This is a genomic window from Streptomyces sp. NPDC001070, from assembly GCF_053598835.1.
The window spans coordinates 36903-56459 of sequence record NZ_JBSFLB010000018.1 but is presented as its reverse complement, the minus strand read 5'-3'; the positions used below and the strand labels follow the sequence as shown (position 1 = coordinate 56459).

20 protein-coding genes are annotated in these 19557 nt (G+C 73.2%); 7 read left to right on the top strand and 13 right to left on the bottom strand.

What is annotated here, in order from left to right:
* Positions 1–4 precede the first annotated feature (4 nt).
* Positions 5–895 (bottom strand): FAD binding domain-containing protein, encoded by an 891-nt coding sequence (locus tag ACWDAS_RS22330; RefSeq protein ID WP_450393569.1) that lies wholly within the window; start codon positions 893–895, stop codon positions 5–7.
* Between the two features lie 160 nt (positions 896–1055).
* On the opposite strand from ACWDAS_RS22330, the gene ACWDAS_RS22325 reads away from it, so the two are divergent.
* Positions 1056–2015 carry a LysR family transcriptional regulator gene (locus tag ACWDAS_RS22325; protein WP_450393567.1) on the top strand — a complete coding sequence of 320 codons (960 nt, stop codon included), beginning with the start codon at positions 1056–1058 and terminating at the stop codon, positions 2013–2015.
* 139 nt (positions 2016–2154) lie between these two features.
* Positions 2155–2958, top strand: coding sequence for an SRPBCC family protein (locus tag ACWDAS_RS22320; protein ID WP_450393564.1), 804 nt, complete (start codon positions 2155–2157; stop codon positions 2956–2958).
* 299 nt (positions 2959–3257) lie between these two features.
* On the opposite strand, the gene ACWDAS_RS22315 is transcribed toward ACWDAS_RS22320, so the two are convergent.
* From ACWDAS_RS22315 to ACWDAS_RS22295, 5 genes are all read right to left on the bottom strand, one after another.
* Positions 3258–3650, bottom strand: a complete 393-nt coding sequence (locus ACWDAS_RS22315; RefSeq protein WP_450393561.1) for a hypothetical protein — start codon at positions 3648–3650, stop codon at positions 3258–3260.
* A 33-nt stretch (positions 3651–3683) separates the two neighbouring features.
* A complete protein-coding gene (locus ACWDAS_RS22310) occupies positions 3684–4250 on the bottom strand; it encodes a cysteine hydrolase family protein (RefSeq protein WP_450393559.1) in 567 nt (188 codons plus the stop codon).
* Positions 4251–4350: 100 nt separating this feature from the next.
* The gene (locus tag ACWDAS_RS22305) at positions 4351–5550 is read right to left on the bottom strand and encodes a glycoside hydrolase family 64 protein (protein WP_450393556.1); all 1200 of its coding nucleotides are present in this window, start codon (positions 5548–5550) and stop codon (positions 4351–4353) included.
* 321 nt (positions 5551–5871) lie between these two features.
* Positions 5872–6390: a GNAT family N-acetyltransferase gene (locus ACWDAS_RS22300; protein WP_450393553.1), complete on the bottom strand. Its 519-nt coding sequence runs from the start codon at positions 6388–6390 to the stop codon at positions 5872–5874.
* 378 nt (positions 6391–6768) lie between these two features.
* Positions 6769–6996, bottom strand: a complete 228-nt coding sequence (locus ACWDAS_RS22295; RefSeq protein WP_450393550.1) for a DUF5133 domain-containing protein — start codon at positions 6994–6996, stop codon at positions 6769–6771.
* Between the two features lie 120 nt (positions 6997–7116).
* Here ACWDAS_RS22295 and ACWDAS_RS22290 point away from each other — a divergent pair, with 120 nt between their 5' ends.
* Complete coding sequence (locus ACWDAS_RS22290) at positions 7117–7443, top strand: DUF3040 domain-containing protein (RefSeq protein ID WP_450393547.1); 327 nt, start codon at positions 7117–7119, stop codon at positions 7441–7443.
* Positions 7444–7833: 390 nt separating this feature from the next.
* Here ACWDAS_RS22290 and ACWDAS_RS22285 read toward each other — a convergent pair whose 3' ends face one another.
* Entirely contained in the window at positions 7834–8073 is a 240-nt protein-coding gene (locus ACWDAS_RS22285) for a WhiB family transcriptional regulator (protein WP_450393544.1), read from the bottom strand.
* A 698-nt stretch (positions 8074–8771) separates the two neighbouring features.
* On the opposite strand from ACWDAS_RS22285, the gene ACWDAS_RS22280 reads away from it, so the two are divergent.
* Positions 8772–9968, top strand: coding sequence for a damage-control phosphatase ARMT1 family protein (locus ACWDAS_RS22280; protein WP_450393541.1), 1197 nt, complete (start codon positions 8772–8774; stop codon positions 9966–9968).
* A gap of 12 nt (positions 9969–9980) precedes the next feature.
* On the opposite strand, the gene ACWDAS_RS22275 is transcribed toward ACWDAS_RS22280, so the two are convergent.
* The 5 genes from ACWDAS_RS22275 to ACWDAS_RS22255 form a co-directional block, all read right to left on the bottom strand.
* Positions 9981–10271: a DUF6295 family protein gene (locus ACWDAS_RS22275; RefSeq protein WP_450393539.1), complete on the bottom strand. Its 291-nt coding sequence runs from the start codon at positions 10269–10271 to the stop codon at positions 9981–9983.
* Positions 10271–11008, bottom strand: a complete 738-nt coding sequence (locus tag ACWDAS_RS22270) for a dienelactone hydrolase family protein (RefSeq protein ID WP_450393536.1) — start codon at positions 11006–11008, stop codon at positions 10271–10273. Before ACWDAS_RS22270 ends, ACWDAS_RS22275 begins: the two co-directional genes overlap by 1 nt.
* Before the next feature lie 274 nt (positions 11009–11282).
* On the bottom strand, positions 11283–11438 hold the full coding sequence (locus ACWDAS_RS22265) for a hypothetical protein (protein ID WP_450393534.1): 156 nt from the start codon (positions 11436–11438) through the stop codon (positions 11283–11285).
* A gap of 48 nt (positions 11439–11486) precedes the next feature.
* Positions 11487–11831, bottom strand: coding sequence for a hypothetical protein (locus tag ACWDAS_RS22260; RefSeq protein ID WP_450393531.1), 345 nt, complete (start codon positions 11829–11831; stop codon positions 11487–11489).
* On the bottom strand, positions 11828–12175 hold the full coding sequence (locus ACWDAS_RS22255; RefSeq protein ID WP_450393528.1) for an effector-associated constant component EACC1: 348 nt from the start codon (positions 12173–12175) through the stop codon (positions 11828–11830). Before ACWDAS_RS22255 ends, ACWDAS_RS22260 begins: the two co-directional genes overlap by 4 nt.
* Positions 12176–12329: 154 nt before the next feature.
* Between ACWDAS_RS22255 and ACWDAS_RS22250 the strand changes: the two genes are divergently transcribed.
* The 3 genes from ACWDAS_RS22250 to ACWDAS_RS22240 all read left to right on the top strand — a co-directional run bounded on the left by ACWDAS_RS22250 (position 12330) and on the right by ACWDAS_RS22240 (position 16569).
* Complete coding sequence (locus ACWDAS_RS22250; RefSeq protein WP_450393526.1) at positions 12330–13088, top strand: IclR family transcriptional regulator; 759 nt, start codon at positions 12330–12332, stop codon at positions 13086–13088.
* Between the two features lie 98 nt (positions 13089–13186).
* The gene (locus ACWDAS_RS22245; RefSeq protein WP_450393523.1) at positions 13187–14323 is read left to right on the top strand and encodes a PP2C family protein-serine/threonine phosphatase; all 1137 of its coding nucleotides are present in this window, start codon (positions 13187–13189) and stop codon (positions 14321–14323) included.
* 116 nt (positions 14324–14439) lie between these two features.
* Positions 14440–16569: a protein kinase domain-containing protein gene (locus ACWDAS_RS22240; protein WP_450393520.1), complete on the top strand. Its 2130-nt coding sequence runs from the start codon at positions 14440–14442 to the stop codon at positions 16567–16569.
* 473 nt (positions 16570–17042) lie between these two features.
* On the opposite strand, the gene ACWDAS_RS22235 is transcribed toward ACWDAS_RS22240, so the two are convergent.
* Positions 17043–19475, bottom strand: a complete 2433-nt coding sequence (locus tag ACWDAS_RS22235; RefSeq protein WP_450393517.1) for a SpoIIE family protein phosphatase — start codon at positions 19473–19475, stop codon at positions 17043–17045.
* Positions 19476–19557 lie beyond the last annotated feature (82 nt).

Sequence of the window (19557 nt, the reverse complement as noted above, 5' to 3'; positions counted from 1 at the left end):
TCCGTCATCCCTCCCTCACGGCCTCGGCCGGCGCGGCGGCCCGGTCGACGGCACGCCGCAGGGCCCTCTTGGTCAGTTCTCCGGCCAGATGCCGCTTGTAGCCGGCCGCCCCGCGGCTGTCGGTGACCGGTGAGCAGCTCGCCGACGCCACGCGCCCGGCCTCCTCGAAGAGCTCCGGCGACGGCTCGCGGCCCTCCAGAAGCTCCTGCACCGCCTCCGCGTGCAGGCCGTCGGCGCCGACCGCCGCCAGACCCACCCCGACGTGCCTCATGCGGCCGTCGTCGAGGGAGAGCGCCACCCCGGCCGCCGCCACCGCCCAGTCACCGGCCTTGCGTTCCAGCTTCTGGTAGGCGCTGCCGGAGTGAGGCCGGACCGGGAAGCGCACCTCGGTGAGCATCTCCCCGGCGCTGACGGCCGTCTCGTACGGGCCGCGGTGGAAGTCGGCCATCGAGACGGTGCGTTCCCCGCCGGCGCCGCGGATCACGGCCACCGCGTGCAGCGCCGCGCACACCGCGGACAGGTCCTCGGAGGGGTCCGCCTGGCACAGGGAGCCGCCGATCGTGCCGCGGTTGCGGACGGGCGGGTCGGCGATCACCCGCTCCGCGTCGTGGATGATCGGGAAGTGCCGGCCGACCAGCGGGGATTCCAGCAGGGTGCGGTGCCGGGTGAGGGCACCGACCCGCAGCTCGCCGCCGGTCGCGTCGATGTGGTCGAGTTCGGTGAGGTCGTTGATGTCGACGAGCACTTCAGGCCCGGCCAGACGCAGCTTCATCATCGGGAGCAGGCTGTGTCCTCCCGCGAGGACCCTGGCCTCCTCGCCGAAGCGCCCCAGCAGTTCCAGGGCCTCCTCCACGCTCTGCGCCCGCTGGTACTCGAACGAAGCGGGTACCTGCACGGCACCCTCCTTCCCTGCCCGGACGGTGGACGGTGTGGGGTCGATGCGGGGTCCATGTGGGGGGAACACTCGTCCCGCGGGCGGGGGCGGTCAACGCCAACTGAAGCGAATGGTTAATCCGGAGTGAGACAGTTGACGCTCGAACAGCTGTAATGTGCTCATGACGCTGACGCAGCTGAGGGCTTTCGTCGCCGTGGCCCGACTGGGATCGGTCAAGGCTGCGGCCGAATCGCTCGGCGTCACCGAGCCCGCGGTCTCCGGGGCCGTCGCGGCGCTCCGCCGCGAACTGGGCGACGTCCTCTTCATCCGCGCCGGGGGCGGCATCAGCCTCACCCCCGGCGGGCAACGCCTCGCCGCGGGGGCCGCCGAGATCGTCGGCCTGGCGGAGGAGACCCGCCACCGGGTGCGGCAGGCCACCGCCGGCACCGTCCAGCTGCGGGTGGCCTCCACCGAGACCGGTGCCGAGCAGGTGCTCCCGGCCCTGCTCGCGGCGTTCGGGCGGCGCCAGCCCGATCTGGACGCCGACACGCTGGCCGTACCGGTGGGCGTCTTCGGCGAACTGCTCAGGGACCGCAGGGCCGACGTCACGATCGGGCCCGCGCCCGCCCCGCACCCCGCGATCGAGTCGGTGCCCTTCCTCCGCTTCCAGCTGGTGGTCGTCGCCGCCCCGGACCACCCGATGCGACAGCAGTCTCGCATCGTCCCCGGCCGGCTCAGCCGCGAGCCCTGGCTCTTCGGCCCCGCGGGCATGGACCCCGACACCCTCGCCGGTGCCTTCCTCGCCCGTATCGGCGTCGACCCGGCCAAGGCCACCGCCTTCCCCAGCGTCACTGCCTCGCTCAACGCCGTCGCCGCCGGGGACGGGGTGACGATGGCCCTGCTGCACGTCGTCCGGGAGGAGCTGCGGCGGTCCAGTCTCGTCGTGCTCGACGTCCTCGGCATGCCGATCAACGGCATGTTCTACGCGAGCACTCTCGCCTCGGACCGCCGCTCCGCCGTCGCCGCGGCCCTGTGCCGTTTCGTCACCACCCCCGCCGCCACGCAGGCGCTGCTGGCCCGCTCCAACGGGGTGCCGCTGACCGATTTCCGGCCGCCCGTACACGTCACGCTCTGGAGCTGACCGGTCCGCGCGGACCCTCCGGCCGGCTCTTAAGCGAACGCTGAACTGCGCGTTGACGACCGGCGACGGCAGGCCCAAGGTGTGGGCACCCGCCCGGGACCGCCGATGACGACACGACCGGAAGAGAGGTCTGCCCTCGATGGACTTCACCAACGAGTTCCGTGTGAGTCTTCCGCCGGACCAGGCGTGGGCGCTGCTCACCGACGTCGAACGGATCGCGCCGTGCATGCCGGGTGCCCAGCTCACCGGCCGGGACGGCGACACGTACAACGGCGCGGTGAAGGTGAGGGTCGGCCCCGTCACCGTCCAGTACAAGGGCACCGCCGCCTTCGAGGAACAGGACGCGGAAAGCCGCACCGCGGTGCTGCGGGCGCGCGGGCGGGACGCCCGGGGCCAGGGCAACGCCGACGCGCGGATCACCGCGCGTCTGGTCGCCCAGGGCGGGGCGACCCTGGTGACGGTGGAGACCCGGCTGACGGTCACCGGCAAGATCGCGCAGTTCGGCAAGGGCATGATCGAGGAGATCAGCAGGAAGCTGCTGGGCCGGTTCGCGGACGCGCTGGAGCGGCAACTGGCCGAGGAGCGGACCCCCGCGGCGGCCGCGGTCGGCGCGGACACGGCTCACGCGGCGCCGGGGGCAGCGGCGGCACCGCAGGTGCCGTCCGCACCGTCGGCGCCTCCTGCGGCGGACGAGGCAGGGGCCTCGGAGGCCGCAGCCGATGCGGCCGCTGCCGACAACGGCAGCGGTGGGGAGGGTGCCACGGAGAGCGCCGCGCCCGAGCCTGCCCCGGCCCCCGCGACCGCCGCCGCCTCCTCGCCCCCGGCGGCGGAGCCCGAACCGATCGACCTCATGGGCGTGGCAAGGGGCGCCGTGCTCAAGCGGGCGATCCCGGCCGCCGTCGCGGTCGTCCTGGTGATCCTGCTCATCGTCCGGCTCGCCTGAGGCACGGCGATGCTTGACCTCATCGGCCCGCTCGGCACCTTGGTACGCCGAGGGCCGCACCATGGAACTCGCCGCCGTCGTCGCCGCATACCGTCGACGCGGCGGAGGAGTGCTACGCCGCGCGCGGCACGGAAGCGCGGTTCCAGATCAGCCCGGGGGCGTGTCCGGACCGGCTCGGCTCCGCTCTGGCGGGTCCCGGCGCTGCGGCTCTACGGGCGGGCCGGGTTAGCCGAGTTGTGCGCCCACCACTACCGGAGCGCGGGGCGAAACCGCTCATCCGGCGGCCCGTGGCGGTCGGTTCACCGCCCTGAGGTCAGGGCGGTCATCGCGGAGACCAGAAGGGCGAACGCCCCGAAGCACGTACAGAACCATCCGGCGACCAGATAGGCGAGGCGCAGCCGCGCGACAGCCTCGGCAGGGCGTCCGATCATGGGGGGTTCCTGCGCGAGTTGCCGACGTCGGTGGAGCAGGTAGAGACCGGGCAGCAGGAAGGTGACCGCGATCCCGAGGAGATGCCCTGGCGAAGGGTTGCCGCTCTGCTGCGCGGCGCTGTACATGCCGATCACTGAGGCCACCCGCCCCTGATCCACCCACCCGGTGGTGATCACCTTATCGGGGCGCAGTCCGGCCGTCTGCTGTCTGCCGTCCTCGACCACGGAGCCGACGCCGTCACGCCCGGCGGCAGCAGCCACCGCCGGGCGGATCGGTCCGTGACCCCGGACGGTTCAGCTCTCCTCGGCCGCCGCGAAGGAGACCTCGGCCGTGTCGACGGTGCCCCCGCGGCGTCCCGGGGCGCTCTGCCACTTCCAGTACAGGTTGGTGTGCGAGATCACCGCTTCCGGGCTGGGCGCGCCGTACGCGCTGAGGTCTTCCGTGGTGTGCGCGTCACCGACGAGCGTCACGTCGTACCCGCGCGTGATGCCCCCGTGCAGGGTCGAGCGGATGCACGCGTCGGTCTGGGCACCGGTGACGACGAGCCGGCCCACTGCGCGGTCCGCGAGCACCGCCTCCAGTTCGGTGTCCTCGAAGGCGTCGCCGTAGAGCTTGTGGATCAGGGGTTCCGACTCATCGCGCACCAGCTCCGGCACGTACTGCCAGCTCTCGCTGCCCTTCTGGAGCTCCTCGTCCGAGTGCTGCACCCAGACCACGGGAACGTCCTCCGCGCGCGCCTTGCCGATCAGGGTGTTGATGTTCGCGATGACGTCGTCGCGGTTGTGGGCCCCGGTCACGACCCCGTTCTGTACGTCGATGACGAGGAGCGCGGAGTTGGGGCGGTCGGGAAGGGTCGTCATGGGAACTTCCAGTCTGTCGTCGCGGATCCTGTGCCGTCCCCACAGTAGGCCGGGCCACTGACAACGGCGCCCAGTGGCCCGGCGGCGGTCGGGGAGGGGGCTAGTCGAACGGGTCCAGCGTGATGTAGGCCTGCTGCGGACTGCCGTCGTTGACCAGCGACTCGTGGTTGCCGACGTCGTCGAAGGCGAAGGCGTACGCCTTGCCGTCGGCCATCTGGGCGTGGATCTTGCGGGCGTAGTGGTTGGTCACCGCGTCCTGGTAGAAGCCGGCCGCGCTCGCGTCCGGCTGGTTGGGGTTCGTCAGCAGGGTGGAGCGGTTGAATCCCGCGCAGAGCGTGCGCGATATCGGGCCGCGCACGATGTCGTTCGGTGCGTCCAGCAGCTTGTAGCAGCCGAAGACGCTGTCCGCGTCGGGCTTCTGGAACGAGGTGACGACGGCGCCGGAGGCGTTGGCGAAGTTCATGACGTTGCCCGAGACCCGGCCGTAGTACTTCGTGCCGGGCTGGTCCCCGAAGGGGGTGACGGTGAGCGTCGAGGTGGAGTACTTCTGCCAGACGCGGTTGACGTAGTCGTCCATGACCGTGCGCGGCAGCGCGCCGGTCTCGATGCCGTGGCCGGGTGCGAGCGCGCGCAGGACGGTGCCGTCCGGGCGGGTCTGGATCAGGTTCGCCCAGCCGCCCGGCTGGCCGCGCACGGCGTTGAAGAACCCGTTGTAGCCGCCCGGCTTGAGGTGCCCGGTGCTCGCGGTGGTGCCGTCGGCACGCTTCACGCCCACGGCGTACGGGGCCGAGAACATGTCCACCTGCGTGCTGTTGATCCACAGGCCCGAGTCGTCGAGCGTGTACTCGGACCAGTTGAAGAGGATGTTCCGGTTGGGGTCGGACGGATTCTGCACCGCGGGTTGGACGAGGCCCCCGGTGGTCAGTTTGAAGACCAGCTTCTGGCCGTACGAGAAGTAGACGCGGCCCGAGAACTTGGGGATCCGGATCGTGACGGACTGCCCGCCGGCGGGACCGGTGATCGACGCGTCGGGCGCCGGGGCCGGCGGGTTGCCCCCGGCCGGCCAGGGATGGAAGGAGCCGTTCGCGTCGGCCCAGCCCTGCCGGCCGGTCGAGAGCTCGGTGCCGAGGTCGTAGATGTAGACGGGTTCGCCGCGGCCCGAGTTGTTGGTGAACGTCAGCGGGATGGTCGCGGGGACGGCGGCCTCGGCGCGGGGGGACGCGGTGCCGAGGCCGGTCAGGCCGAGTGCCGTCAGCAGAGCGGCGAACAGGGCCGCGAGTGACCTTCGTGGGGCGTGCACGTGCTTCCTCCTTGCGTGGGGGGCGGAGGGGTGAGAGCGCTCTCAGAGTCCGGCCGGGAAGAGGAGGTGTCAATCCGTCGTTCTCAACTTGTTTATGGGGGCGGGGTGGTGACGTCGTGACGGTACTGAGCTCGGGCCGGGGATGCCCCGCAGGTCGGGGCGGTGTGAGAGGCGCTGTCGACGGCTCCGCGGCGGAGCCGGATTGGTCCGTACCTAAATGGGCGCGCACTCGTCATACGACTGGGATCGCGATTGCGAGAGCGCTCTCGGTGTCCCGGTGGCACAAGTGACGGTCGACGCGGTGAACCCCGGCCGGTTTCCTCACGCTTGCACGGCCGGTGGGCCCACGTGCCGCAGCCAGACATCGGCGACCGGTTGCGGCGCGTTCCACTCCGCCGCCAGTTCCGCGGGGACCGGGGCGAAGCCGGCAGCGCGGTAGCACCTCAGTGCGCGGTCGTTGCCGGGGTGGACGCGCATGCAGACGTCGCGCAGCCCGGTCTGCCGGGCCCGCACGGTCAGTCGGGCGACGAAGCGCCGCCCGATGCCCCGGCCCCGGGCCGCGGGGGCGACGATGACCCGGGCCAGCTCGACCTCCGACTCCTCCGCGTCGAGCCAGAGTTCGCCGTACGCGACGGGGTCCCGCCCGTCGTGCAGCACGTACGCCTCGACGTCCGCCGCGTCCCGCCAGCCGGCGACCACCTCGCCCGGCACGGGGAAGTCCTTCCGCCCGCACCACATCACCACTTCGGCGGGCGCGACGGGCCAGCCCGCCACGGTCCGGGCGTACCCGCCGTCGAGCCCGTCGGCCCGCAGCAACTCCACGGTTCCTCCGCCTCCCACGCCCGGGCAGCCTACGCGCCCGGGCCCGTCACGGTCTCCCGGGTGCGGCCCGCTCCGTCAGGTGGCCGGCTGGGGACTCGGCCCGGGGCCCGGGAGCGGCCCCGGTTCGGGCCCCGGGCCCGGCGGCGCCGGGTTCGGGGGTACGGGGTCGGGCCCTGGCGGCGGCGGTGCGGGCGGCAGCGGATCGGGGCTGATCGGCGGCGGTACCGGCCCGGGTGCCGGGCCCGGTTCGGGTCCGGTGGGGCCGGGTGAGGGGGTGGGGCTCGGCGGCACCGGATCATTGGGGGGTGTGGCGTTCCTCGTCATGGGTTCCTCCCGTTTCGGGCCTTCCCGCTGAGGGGCGCGTACCCGGCTCCCCGACGGTCACGCGGCCCGGGCTCAGGAACCGGCGACGGAGCCGTCCGCCGTCCGTGCCCCCGGCAGCCTGCGCCGGGCTGCGGCCAGCGCGGCCTCCACGTCCCTCGTGCCGGTGGCCACGCACAGGGTGGAGGCCGCCTCCTCCAGCCGGCGGCGCGCCTCGGGACCGCCGTTCTCCGCGTTCGCGGCACGCAGCGCCTCGTACTGCTCGACCAGCATGTGCAGAACCACGGGATGGGCCATCAACATGATCGGGATCCCTCCGTCACGACACCGGCACATTCTGCGACTCCGCGACCGAGTACCCCTCATCCCTTCGGCCATTCGGGGGTAAGTGTCATGCATGGGCGGGTGGCGGAGGGGGCGGTGATGGAGGGTTCGGGGCTTTCCGAGCGCGAACGGCGGGCGCTGGCGGAGATCGAGGACCTGTTGCGCGGCGACGACGCGCTGGAGCGTCAACTGCGCACGATGCGGCTGGATCCGGGGCCCGGGCCCGTCGACCTGTTGCGGCGGCCGCGCCCCCTGTTCCTGGCGCTGCTTGCGATCATCTGCCTCGGGCTGCTGATCGCCGCGACCGTGACGACCCTGCTCGCCATCGTGTGCGCCTTCGTGCTGACGTGGCTGGTCACCCTCGTCGTGGCCGTGCGCCTGACGGGGACGGTGCGGCGCGGCCGGCGGCGCGGCCGGCGCCGCTGAGTCACCGCCCGTCGCGGTCGCACGAGGACCCGGCGGATCCGATGACCCGCTTCCGGAGCGTCGCGTACGCCTGAGGTGCCTGCGCCTGCGCCTGCGCCAAGCCGGTGCGACGGCAAGCGGTGAGCGCCCTGCCGCGAAACCGCCCACGCCGAGCGGGTCCTCGTCGGTCGGCAGCGGCTGGACCTCGTCGCTCCAACGGTGCTCCGGCCTGTTCCACCCGGGGCCCGGTCCGCTCGCGGAACAGCGTCGTCATCGGCGGCCGGTGATCTGTCATTCCCTCGTACCCGCCCTCTCCGAGAACGTGCCGGCCCGGCCGACCGGGACCGCCCTCCGTCCCGGCGCCCGCGGCGCCGGTGACCGCGCCCGGACCGGGACGGCGAAGGGGGCCGCTCAGCTCCGGCGGGCGGCGCGGCGGTGCATCGCCCGGCGGTCCTCCTCGGAGGTGCCGCCCCAGATCCCGGCGGTCTGCCCGGTGTTCAGTGCCCATTCCAAGCAGTCGCCGATCACCGGGCACGTCTCGCAGACCGCCTTGGCGCGGGCCTCCTGCCCCGCCCCCGGGCCCGACTGGCCGACCGGGAAGAACAGTTCGGGATCCTCTTGCGTGCAAGCGGCGCTTCGCCACCAGCCCATCGTCTCGACTCCTTCCGGAGGAAGCGTTCGGGGGTGCCACGGACATGTCCGTGCTGCGTCGCGTACCCGATGCGCCGGCGGCAATGCCCCCGATCCGGCGCGCGAGAGCCCACGGCTGGAAGGACGACCGGTTGTACGCCGCCGACCGCCGGAGCGTACGACCGGACCGGACCGGGCCGCACCGCACCGGTCCGGAGTCGACGGCCGCCGCGGCCCGCGGCGACGAGGCCGCCCTCGACCGGCCGGTCGCCGCCCACCGGCGTGAGTTGTTCGCCCGCTGCCCCGGCATGCGGGGTTCCGTCCAGACGCCGCGAACGCCCCGTGGCCTACGCACCGGAGGCGCGGAACGACGCCTGGAAGGCCAGCCGCCGGTCGGCATCCGCGGCGATGGGGCCGAGGAACAGTCCCACGCGCTCAGCCCGGTGAGCCGCAACAGTACCCGGACGAGTCCATCGCCCGCGGTCCCACGTCGGTGAGCACGGCCGTGGCCGGCTCGTCGTCGCACACCATCTCGAAGCGCTCCTCGGCCACCCGCACTCCCCGTCGCCCCAGCTGTCCGCCGCGGGACAGGGTGCCCGAACCCGCGCCGGAAGGAAACTCCCGTCCGCCGCGCACGGCCCGGGTGACCCCACTTCCCGGCCGCTTCCTGTGAGAATTCCCGCGACGGCCGCCCCGCCCCGACCGCTGGAGGACGACGCATGGGTGAACACCCGGACGGCACGCCCGGTCCGACGCCCCCGCAGGCACCGCCGATCACCTGCGAGGACCCCGACTCCTTCGCCTGGAGTGTCTTCCAGGTCAGGCACCCCGTGCTGATCCGCCGCATTCTCGACGCCGTCCCGTACGGGCCGGAGCGGCAGCGGGCCTTCACGGCGCTGCTGCAGGAGTCGCGGTACGACGCGGTCGCCCCGCTGCCGCCGGACGCGCCGGACCGCGCGGCGTGGGAGGAGTGGGGCGAGGGGCGGTTCGGGCGGCCCTGGCCGGAACTGCCGTTCCTGTGGGCGGAGTCCTACTTCTACCGACGGCTGCTCGACCCCGCCGGATATCTCGCCGCCGGCGCGTGGCACGGCGTGGACTTCTTCGCCCCGTTCAAGGACGCGGAGCTGGACGCTCCCGGCTTCGCCGCCGACCTCGCCGCGCTGGACGGCCTGCCCGGTCTCGCCCCCGAGGACCGCGAACAGGCCCTGCTGGCCGCCGCCGTGTGGGGCAACCAGGCGGCGGACCTCGGCTTCACGATGGCCGCCGGGGCCGGCGGCCCGGAGGCGGCCGGCACGCTCGTCGCCGACGAGTCGGACCGGCTGTGGTCCCTGCTCGACGGCGGCACGGTCCTCGTGGTCACGGACAACAGCGCCCGCGAGGTCCTCGCCGATCTCGCCCTCGTCGACGGCCTCCTCGCGAGCGGACGCGCCGCCGAGGTCGAACTGCTGGTCAAGCCGCGCCCGTACTACGTCTCCGACGCCACCGCCCAGGACGTCCTGTCCTGCCTGCGCCGGATGACCGCCGCCCCCGGCGAGGCCGCCCGCATCGGCGGACGCCTGCTGGGGGCGCTGCGCGAGGGCCGGCTCACCCTGACCGCCCACCCCTTCGCCTGTGCGCCGCTCGGCTACCGCGACATGCCGGGCGACCTGCGGGAACGCTTCGCCGCCGCGCGGGCGACGCTGATGAAGGGAGACCTCAACTACCGGCGTCTGGTGGACGACCGGTGGTGGCCCCCGACGGTGCCGTTCGCGGACGTCACCGCCTACTTCCCGGGACCGGTGGCCGCCCTGCGCACCCTCAAGTCCGACACCGTCGCCGGCCTCACCCCCGGGACCGTGGCCCGGCTGGACGCCACTGGCACCGCCTGGCGCGTCAGCGCTACGCACGCGCTGATCCAGGTCACGGACCCGGGATGACGGCCCGGTCCGTCACTGCGCCGCCGGTGGGGTCCGCCCCGACGAGGCCAGCCCCGGCGGGGCCGCGGCCAGCGCGGAACGGATCGCGTCGACCAGGGCCAGCGCGGCCTCCTCGGTCAGCTCCACGGCCACCCGGGCCGAGGGCCCGAGCGCCGGGTTGAGGAAGTCGATGTTGACGGTGTGCTCGTACGGCGCGTGCTGCGGGTGGTCGACGTAGACCATGGCCTCGGTCAGCCCGAAGTAGCCCTGGGCGCCCTTGCCGCTGCCGTCGATGCGGATCTTCTCGGTGAGGTACGTGCACATCAGAGGTGCTCCCCGAAGAAGGCCAGGACCTTGGACCAGCCGTCGACGGCCGCCTCGGGCCGGTAGCTCGGCCGGTTCACGGCGAAGAAGGCGTGGCCCGCGTTGTCGTAGGTGTGGAACTCGTACGGTTTGCCCTGGGCCTTGAGCTCCGCCTCCAGCTCGGCGACGTGCTCGGGGGAGGGGTAGCCGTCCTCCGCGCCGAACAGCCCCAGCAGCGGGCCGCGCAGATCCTTCGTCAGGTGCACGATCGGCTCGACCTGGAGGGGGAAGCCCTCCGGCGGCCGGCCCGCGACGAAGGCGCCGTAGCAGTCGACGCCCGCCTGGACGTCCAGGGAGGCCAGCGCGAGGAAGGCCTGGCGCCCGCCGGAGCAGTAGCCGATCACGCCGACCTTGCCGTTCGACGACGACAGGCCCCGCAGGTACTCGGCGGCGCCCGCGGCGTCACCCAGGAACCGCTCGTCGGGCACACCGCCCTGGGCGCGCGCAGCCGCCGCCGCGTCGTCCGGCGACGCGCCGGGCGCCTCACGGCTGTAGAGGTTCGGGCAGACGGCCGCGAAGCCCTCCGCCGCGAACCGCCGGGTGATCTCCTTCGTGGGGGCGTCGTAACCGGGCATGTGGTGGATCACCACGACGCCGCCGCGCGGACCTGGTGCCATGGGCCGGGCGGAGTACGCCTCGATACGGTCGCCGCCGTGACCGGTGATGGTGACGGTCTCGGCGAGAAGTGCGTCATACATGTACGTCGATCCTTCCGGGGGGACGGATGATCAGCACTGTATGCCGCACGGGCTGTCCGCCCGCCGCTGCCCCGCCCTGGACCTGGGCGGCGGGCGGTTCGTGAGGTCGCCCCATGAGGGACCGGCCCGAGGGCGCCGACGAGGCGGAGCCGGGTGACGTGCTGCGGGCGCGTGGAATCGATGTGACGTCGTGGGCGTACACGCCCGTGGGTTTCGGCGACCACCACTGGACGGCGGCCGATGCGCGCGGCCGACGGTGGTTCGTGACCGTCGCCTACCTGACGCCGCCGGGAGGGGCCGGCGCCTGCGTGGACTCCCCGGCCGAGGCCATGGGGCAGGTGCCCTCCGCCACGGCGCCGTCGGCGACGGCCGTCCGTGCCTCGCCCGTCATGCCCAGCGCCCGCCCGCTGTGGCAGCAGTCGACGATCACGATGCGCCGCTCGGCACGGCTGCGTACCAGCTGGCGACGGATCCAGTCCTACGGGATCGAGGTGTCGGGCTCGCCCGCGACCGAGCCGGGCAGGCCGAGCCAGAGCTCGCCCTGGTCGGGGTCGATGAGCCGTCGCCCGGCGCAGTGGACGAGCAGCCTGTCGGAGGCGCTCTCCACGGCGCCGCGCAGCCGCGCGATGGCCTCCGCGGCGCACGCGGGCTCGGCCACCACATGGCAGCGCTCGGCGGGCAGCCCCCACACGGCTGGGCCGCGCAGCTGCGCGGCCAGATCGACGAGCCCGCCGCGGACGGCCGGCAGCGCGGGCAGGTGCGCGTACGCGCCGACACCGATCAGGACGGCGGCGGATCCGGCCGGGACGGCCGCGGCGCTCATCGGTCGCCGGAGCGCAGCGCCTCGAGGACGCGGGTGGCGGTCTCGACGTCCTGCCCGGACAGGGTCACCGTGACGCCGTCGTACTCGAAGGCCATCTGCGGGGCGGCGGGGCGGGCAGCCCGCCAGGCGAGCCAGGCCAGGGCCAGGTTGGCGAGCTGGAAGCCGCTGTCGAGGGCGATCCGGATGCCCTCCAGGGCGCCGCCCGTACGGCCGGGCCCCGGGCGGCGCTCGTCGAGGGCGACCTTGGCGTTGCGCCGCACATAGGAGTCGTCGAGCAGCCAGTTGTGGAAGGAGCGCAGCTCGTCCTCGGAGTCCCGCGCCTGTGTCGTGATGATGAGTTCCATCGGCACCGATTCCCCCGGTGAGCACCCTCGTGTCCGCAACTCTGGCACAGCGGCGCACGGTGACGCAGGCGTCTGTTCAAAACGGTACGAGACGGTACAGCGAGGTGCGGGCCGGTCGCTTGCCGGGGCCGCGTGCCGGGCGCACGCTGGTCGTATGGCTGCTCAGGGCGGGCCGACGCTCATCACGTCCGTCCAGCGGGCCTTCCGCCTGCTGGAAGCCGTGGGCGCGCACGAGGGCGGCGCGCCGGCGAAACAGCTGGCCCGGGAGACCGAACTGCCGCTCGCCACCGCCTACCACCTGCTGCGGACGCTGGCCCACGACGGCTATGTGCGCAAGCTCGACGACGGCGGCTTCGCCCTCGGCGAGAAGATCGAGGCCCTGCACGCCGCGACCCGGCCGCAGATGCCGCTCAGCCGCGTGCGCCCCGCGCTGGTCGCGCTGCGCGACGAGGTGTCGGCCGCCGTCTATCTGACCTTCTACGAGGAAGGCGAGATCCGGGTGGCGGACATCGTCGACGGCCCCCGGACCCCGCGGGTCGACCTCTGGGTCGGTTTCGAGGACGCCGGCCACGCCACCGCCCTCGGCAAGTGCGTCCTGCGCGAGCTGGACGAGGACTCCCGCGAGGACTACCTCTCCCGCCACCCGCTGGCCGATCTGACCCCGCGCACCATCACGCACCGCGCCGAGCTGCTGCGCCGCCTGGAGGACGTGCCCGCCCCTCCGGCCGTCATGGACCTGGAGGAGTACGTCCTCGGCACCGTCTGTGCCGCGGTCCCGGTCTACAGCGGCAGCACTCTGGGCTCGCTCGGCGTGTCGCTGCGCGCGGACCGGCTCGCCGCCCTCGATGAGGCACGGGCCAAGCTGCTCGCCACGGCGAGCCGCGTGACCCGGGGGCTGTCGCTCACTATCTGAAATTCCCGCCCTTGTCGCGAGGGTCCATACACCGCTTAATTGGTTGAAACGGACATCGGAGATGTGACACCTCGCACAGGAAGGGATTGCGGACGAACATGAGTCAAGCCCCGGACCAGCAGAAGCTCAGCCGGCCTACGTGGCATTTCGCCTCGGGAGTGCCCTTGCTGATCATCTGCGGGGTGGCTCTCGTCGCCTTCGTCAGCGGCGGCGGTCCGGACTGGCTGCCGATGCTCGCCGTGGGGCCGGCGCTGGCCGCGGCCATCGGGGGGCCCTGGCGGGTGCTGCGGGTCGGCGTGCTCTCCGTGGCGCTGGCCGCCGTGCTCGGCGCGTACAAGGGCACGCCCGTCGACAAGCTGGCCATCGTGATGGGGGCGCTGACCGCCGTCACGATGGCCAGCGGGCTGGGCGCCGCGGTCCGCAAGCGGCGCGAGCGCGTGCTGGCCGCCGTCCGCTCGGTCGCCGAGGCCGCGCAGCACGCGCTGCTCCTGCCGGTCCCCGAGACCGTCGGACCCTTCCAGGTGGCCGTCCGCTACAGCGCCGCCGCGGCGGAGGCCCGGATCGGCGGTGACCTGTACGCCCTGGTGCCCACGCCGTACGGCGTGCGGCTGATCGTCGGCGATGTCCGCGGCAAGGGGCTGCCGGCGGTCAGCACCGCCGCCCTGGTGCTGGGCGTGTTCCGTGAGGCCGCCTACGACGAGCCCGACCTGCTCGACGTCGTCGACCGGATCGAGCGCAGCCTGGCCCGCAACCTCGGCACCGACGACTTCGTCACCGCCGTGGTCGTCGGGCATCCCCGCCCCGGCCGCATGGAGGTCGTCAACTGCGGCCACGCCCACCCGCTGCTGCTGCGCGGGGGCGATGTGTTCGCAGTCGAGTCGTCCGTCCAGGTGCCGCCCCTGGGGCTGCGCGCCCTGGCCGGGGACGAGCCGGTACTGCAGGTGCTGCCCTTCGCCGAGGGGGACCAGCTGCTGCTGTACACCGACGGCGTCATCGAGGCCCGCGACCACGGCCGCCGCTTCTATCCGCTGGACGAGCGCGTCACGCGCCACCTGACCGACGACCCCGCGCGCACCCTCGCCGCGCTCCACGACGACCTGCTGGACCATGTCGGCGGCAGGCTGCACGACGACGCCGCGCTGCTCCTGCTGCGCAGCACCTCCAGTGCCGCGCCCGTCACGGAGCTGCCCGCGCCGGTAGCGACCGGCGCCGTGTGCAGGGCCGAGGCCGGCTGAGCCGTCCGGCCGGGAAAACCGCCACGAGTTGCGTACTTTTCCGGCGATTTGCTGCACTTCAGGCGATGTGCGATACGTGGAAAGAGGAGCTTTTCCATGCTCGCCGAGGAAGTGCCATGGCAGGAACACACGAGGACGTCGGGCGTGTGATCACCGGACGCTACCGGCTTCTGCGCCGGCTCGGTGTCGGCGGCATGGGACGGGTGTGGCTCGCCTACGACCAGGAACTGGCGTGCGAGGTCGCGCTCAAGGAGATCGTCCTGCCGCCCGGAGTCCCGGAACGGGAGGTGAGCTCCCGGATCGCCAGGGCCCGCGGCGAGGCCCGGCACGCCGCCCGGTTGCGGACCCATCCGCACGTCGTCACGGTGCACGACATCGTGGAGGAGGAGGGCCTGCCGTGGATCGTCATGGAGTTCGTGCCCGGTGCCATGGACCTGGAGGCGGTGGTGCGCGAGCACGGGCCGCTGCCGCCCGCGGAGGTCGCGCGGATCGGGCTGGCGGTCCTGGACGCGCTCCTGGAGGGCCACCGGCTGGGCATCCTGCACCGGGACGTCAAACCGGCCAACATCCTGCTGACCCACCCCGACCCGCAGCCCTCGTACCCGACGGAGGGCGGCGGCCGGGTGATGCTGACCGACTACGGCATCGCCCTGGAGCCGAGCTCCGGTGAGGCCCGGCTGACCGCGACCCTGGAGATCCTCGGGACCCCGCGCTTCATGGCCCCGGAGCGGGCCAACAACCAGCCGCCCACCGCGGCCGCAGACCTGTTCTCGCTCGGCGCCACCCTCTACTTCGCGCTCGAGGGGACCGGCCCCTTCGACCGCCAGACCGCCCTCACCACGCTGAGCGCCCTGCTGTTCGAGCCCCCCGCGCCGCCACGTAGGGAGACGCGGCTGACGCCGGTCCTCGTCGGGCTGCTGGCCAAGGACCCCGCGGACAGGATGGGCGGGGAGGAGGCCGCCCAGCGGCTCTCCTCCGTCGCCGCCCAGCCGTACCAGCTCCACCCGGCCCCTCCGCAGGAACCGGAGATCCCGCCGGAGACTCCACCGCCCGAGCGGTCCCCGGCGCCGAAACCGCCGCGCCCCCAGGCGTCGGCCGCCCCGACGACCGAACTCCCGCCGGCGACCGGGCAGGAGGAACGGGAACTGCCGGGCCCGCCCCCGGGGCCGCTGCCGCCCAGGGCCGGCGAGGCCCCGCCACGGCCCGGTCCGCGGCGGCGCCGGCGCCGGCGGGCCGGGATCATCGCGGGGGCGGTGCTGGCCGCGCTGGCCGTGGCGGGCGGCGGCATCTACCTGGCGCAATCCCGCTCCCCGGGCCCTGACCACACCGCGCCGGCATCCGTGCAATCGATCAAGGTCGGCGAGTCGCCGCACGGGGTGGCGATGTCCCCGGACGGGTCCCGCGGCTACGTGGCCAACTACAGCTCGGGCTCGGTGTCGATGATCGACACCGAGTTGAACCGCACCGTGGGCGATCCCATCCCCGTCGGCCGCTTCCCGAAGGGGGTGGCGGTGTCGCCGGACGGGCGCGAGGTCTACGTGACCAACAATTACGCGGGTTCGGTCTCGGTCATCGACGCCACGAGGAACCGCACGGTGGGCGACCCCATACCCGTCGGCGCCAGCCCGGAGGGGCTGGCGGTGTCGCCTGACGGGAGCCGGGTCTACGTGGCCAACGGCAGCTCGGGCTCGGTGTCGGTGATCGACACGGCGAAGAACCGTACGGTCGGCGATCCCATCCCTGTCAACCTCTTCCCTCAGGAGGTGGCGGTGTCCCCCGACGGGCGCAAGGTCTACGTGACCAGCTTCGGCCCCAACAGGCGCTCGGCTTCGGTGTCGGTGATCGACACCGCGAAGAACCGTACGGTGGGCGATCCCATCCACGTGGCCCGCCGTCCGGAGGGTGTGGCGGTGTCGCCTGACGGGAGCCGGGTCTACGTGGCGAGCCAGGGTTCGGGTTCGGGCTCGGTGTCGGTGATCGACACCGCGAGCAACCGTACGGTGGGCGATCCCATCGCCGTCGGGCCCATCCCGGAGGGGTTGGCGGTGTCCTCGGACGGGAGCCGTGTCTACGTGGCCGACGGGGGTTCGGGTTCGGTGTCGGTGATCGACACCGCGGACAACCGCACGGTGGGCGGTGCCATCCGCGTCGGCTCCAGCCCGAAGGGGTTGGCCGTGTCGCCGGATGAGCGCCGGGTCTACGTGGCCAACGGGACCTCGGACTCGGTGTCGGTGATCACGTTCTAGCGAAGGTCCGAAGTCCGGGACCGCGTCGGCCGGTTCGGGGGAGTGGAGCAATGGCGCCGACAGAACGGGTCCTGTCGTCGCGGTCCATGGGCCTGCCCCGAGTCGCGTCTTATGGCGGGGTGCAGCCCGGCGGGTCCCAAACAGGGTTGCCGTTCGCGTCGTTGTGGTAACCCGTGCAGTCCTGGTTCGGTGCCGCGCGCGACGTTCCCGTCGGGGCCTGCGTCGTCTGAGGGGCGGCCTGGGCGCTCGCCACGCCCACCGTTCCGGCGAGTAGCGCGGCGGCGCACGAAGCACCGATGAGGTGCCTGATTCGTTTCTGGGTGTTTATTCGCATGAATATCCCCTTACGAACTGATATGTCGATCACTTATTAACCAGGGTGGGAGTCCGATCGCGACGGTGTCAACGTCATCGAGGGCGATCCGTCCCGAAGTTACAGAATCGGGAAATTTGTCGGGTTGTGTCGCGGCCGGTCAGCCGCCCTCGGCCTGCGTTGCCGCCGGGAAGGGCTGCTCGGCCCAGATCGTCTTGCCGCGGGCGTGGTAGCGCGTGCCCCAGAGCGACGCGAGCTGCGAGACCAAGTAGAGCCCGCGCCCGCCCTCGTCCGTGTCCAGGGCGCGACGGACGTGCGGGGAGGTGCTGCTGCCGTCGCCGACCTCGCAGATCAGCCGGCGGTCGCGGATCAGCCGCAGCCGCAGCGGTGGCGACCCGTAGCGGATCGCGTTGGTGACAAGCTCGCTGACCAGCAACTCTGTGGTGAACTCCAGCTCCTCCAGGCCCCACTCGGCCAGTTTCGCCGTGACGAGCCCGCGCGCCTGCCCGACCGACTCGGGCTCGGCCGCCAGGTCCCAGGTGGCGTGCCGGTCCGGCGGCAGGCCGTACAGCCGTGCCACCAGAAGCGCCACGTCCTCCCCGGGATGCCCCCCGGGCACGAGCCGGCGCAGCGCCTCCTCGGCGATCTCGCCGGGCTCCCGCCCGTGGCCGAGCCCGGCCAGCGCCTCGCCCAGCAGGGCCGCTCCCTCGCACCCGGACCGCGGGGCGAGCAGTCCCTCGGTGTACAGGGCGATGAGGTCGCCGTCGGCGTGCGCCACCTCGGCGCACTCGAACGGGACGCCGCCGGTGCCGAGGGCCGGGGCCGTCGGCGTGTCGCTCACTGTCACCTCGCCGTCGACGCTCACCCGTGCCGGCATCGGGTGGCCGGCGCTGGCCATCGTGCAGCGCATGGTGATGGGGTCGAAGACCGTGTAGAGGCACGTGGGAGCCGCGGCCCCGGGTGCGGGCCCGCCCTGCTCCTCGTGGAACCGCTTGACCTGGTCGCTCAGGTGGGTCAGCAGCTCCTCCGGTGACATGTCCAGGTCCGCCAGTGTCCGTACGGTCGTCCGCAGCCGTCCCATGGACACCGCCGCGTGCAGCCCGTGCCCGCCCGCGTCACCGATGACCAGCGCGGTGCGCGCGCCGGACAGCGGGATCACGTCGAACCAGGTGCCGCCGGCCCCGGCGCGGCCACCCCGGGGCAGATGGCCCGATGCGGCCTTCACGGTCCGCAGCATCGGCAGCCGCTGCGGCAGGAGACTGCGCTGCAGCGCCACGGCCGTGGCCCGTTCCCGGGTGTAGCGGCTCGCGTTGTCGATGCAGACCGCCGCGCGCGTGACGAACTCCTGGGCGAGCATCACGTCGTCGGCCTCGAACGCGTGGGCCCGGGTGAACCGTACGAAGAGCACCACGCCCAGCGCGGTCCCCCGCGCGAACATGGGCACCAGCAGCCAGGACCTGACACAGAAGTCGCGGAGCATCTCGGCGCGGGCCGGATCGGCGGCCTCGAGCTCGACCATCAGCTCCTCGCCGGTCAGCAGCACGGGCTTGCCGGTCGCCAGCGCCCGGGCGGCGGGGGTGCCGGGCATGGATGCGAAGCCGTCCACCTCGCCCGGCGGGACCACGGTCTGCGCCGGCCCGCCGGCCACCATCGTCGCCGCGGCGCGGCGCAGGGGCACCGCCTCGGCGACGGGGCCGGGCAACGGCTCCTCGCCCCCGAGCACCGAGTCCAGCAGGTCGACGTACGAGAAGTCGGCGAACCGCGGCACGGCGACGTCGGTCAGCTCCTGCGCGGAGTGCAGTACGTCGAGCGTGCTGCCGATCCGCGCGCTGGCCTCGTTGACGAGGTCGAGCCGCTCGCGGGCCCGGGCCTCGGTGGTGAGGTCGAAGACCATGTGCGCCAGCGCGACCACGTCCCCGTCGGCGCCGCGCAGGGGCAGGATCGTCTCCGACCAGACCGTGTCCCGGTCCGGGTCCCGGGGGTCACGGCCACGCACCTCACTGCCGATCATGGCCCTTCCCGAGGTCAGCACCAGGCGCTGACGTGCCTCGAAGGCCTCCGTGTCCAGCAGCCCGGGCGGGGCCACCTCGCGCCAGGTGTGCCCGACGAAATCCTCCCGGAAGCCCGCGGCACGGATCTGCGAGTCGTTGCGGGCCAGGAAGCGCAGCTCCGTGTCGAAGACGTCGATGATGAACGGGGACTCGGTGAACAGCCCGCGCAGCAGCGCGCCGAGCAGATCGTCACGCCGCACCGCCTCCGCGTTCTCCGCCTGCAGGAGCCAGTGCTCCGGTTCGAGCCGATGCGCCCACAGCACCGCCCCGACCGGTCTGTCCTCCCGGTGCCGCAGGAAGACCGGCCCCAGGAAGGCCGACTGCGCCGTACGCAGACGGCGGGCGACGCGGGCACCCTCGGCCGCGGACCACAGCAGCCGCAAGGCGCGCAGCCCGTGGGCCTCGGCCGCCGTGTAGCCGAGCAGCCGCTCCGCTCCCGGGCTCCAGTTCGTCACGCCACCGCGCGCGTCCACGACGGCGAAGGCGTCGCCCCCGGAGCGGGGAAGACCGTCAGGGGCGTCGCCGAACAGCGTGCCGCGCATGTCCACCGGTCACGCCCACCCGGCCCTGACACACCCAAGGGTTCCCACAGCTCAATACTGCCCGCCACCAAGATCTGAGGCA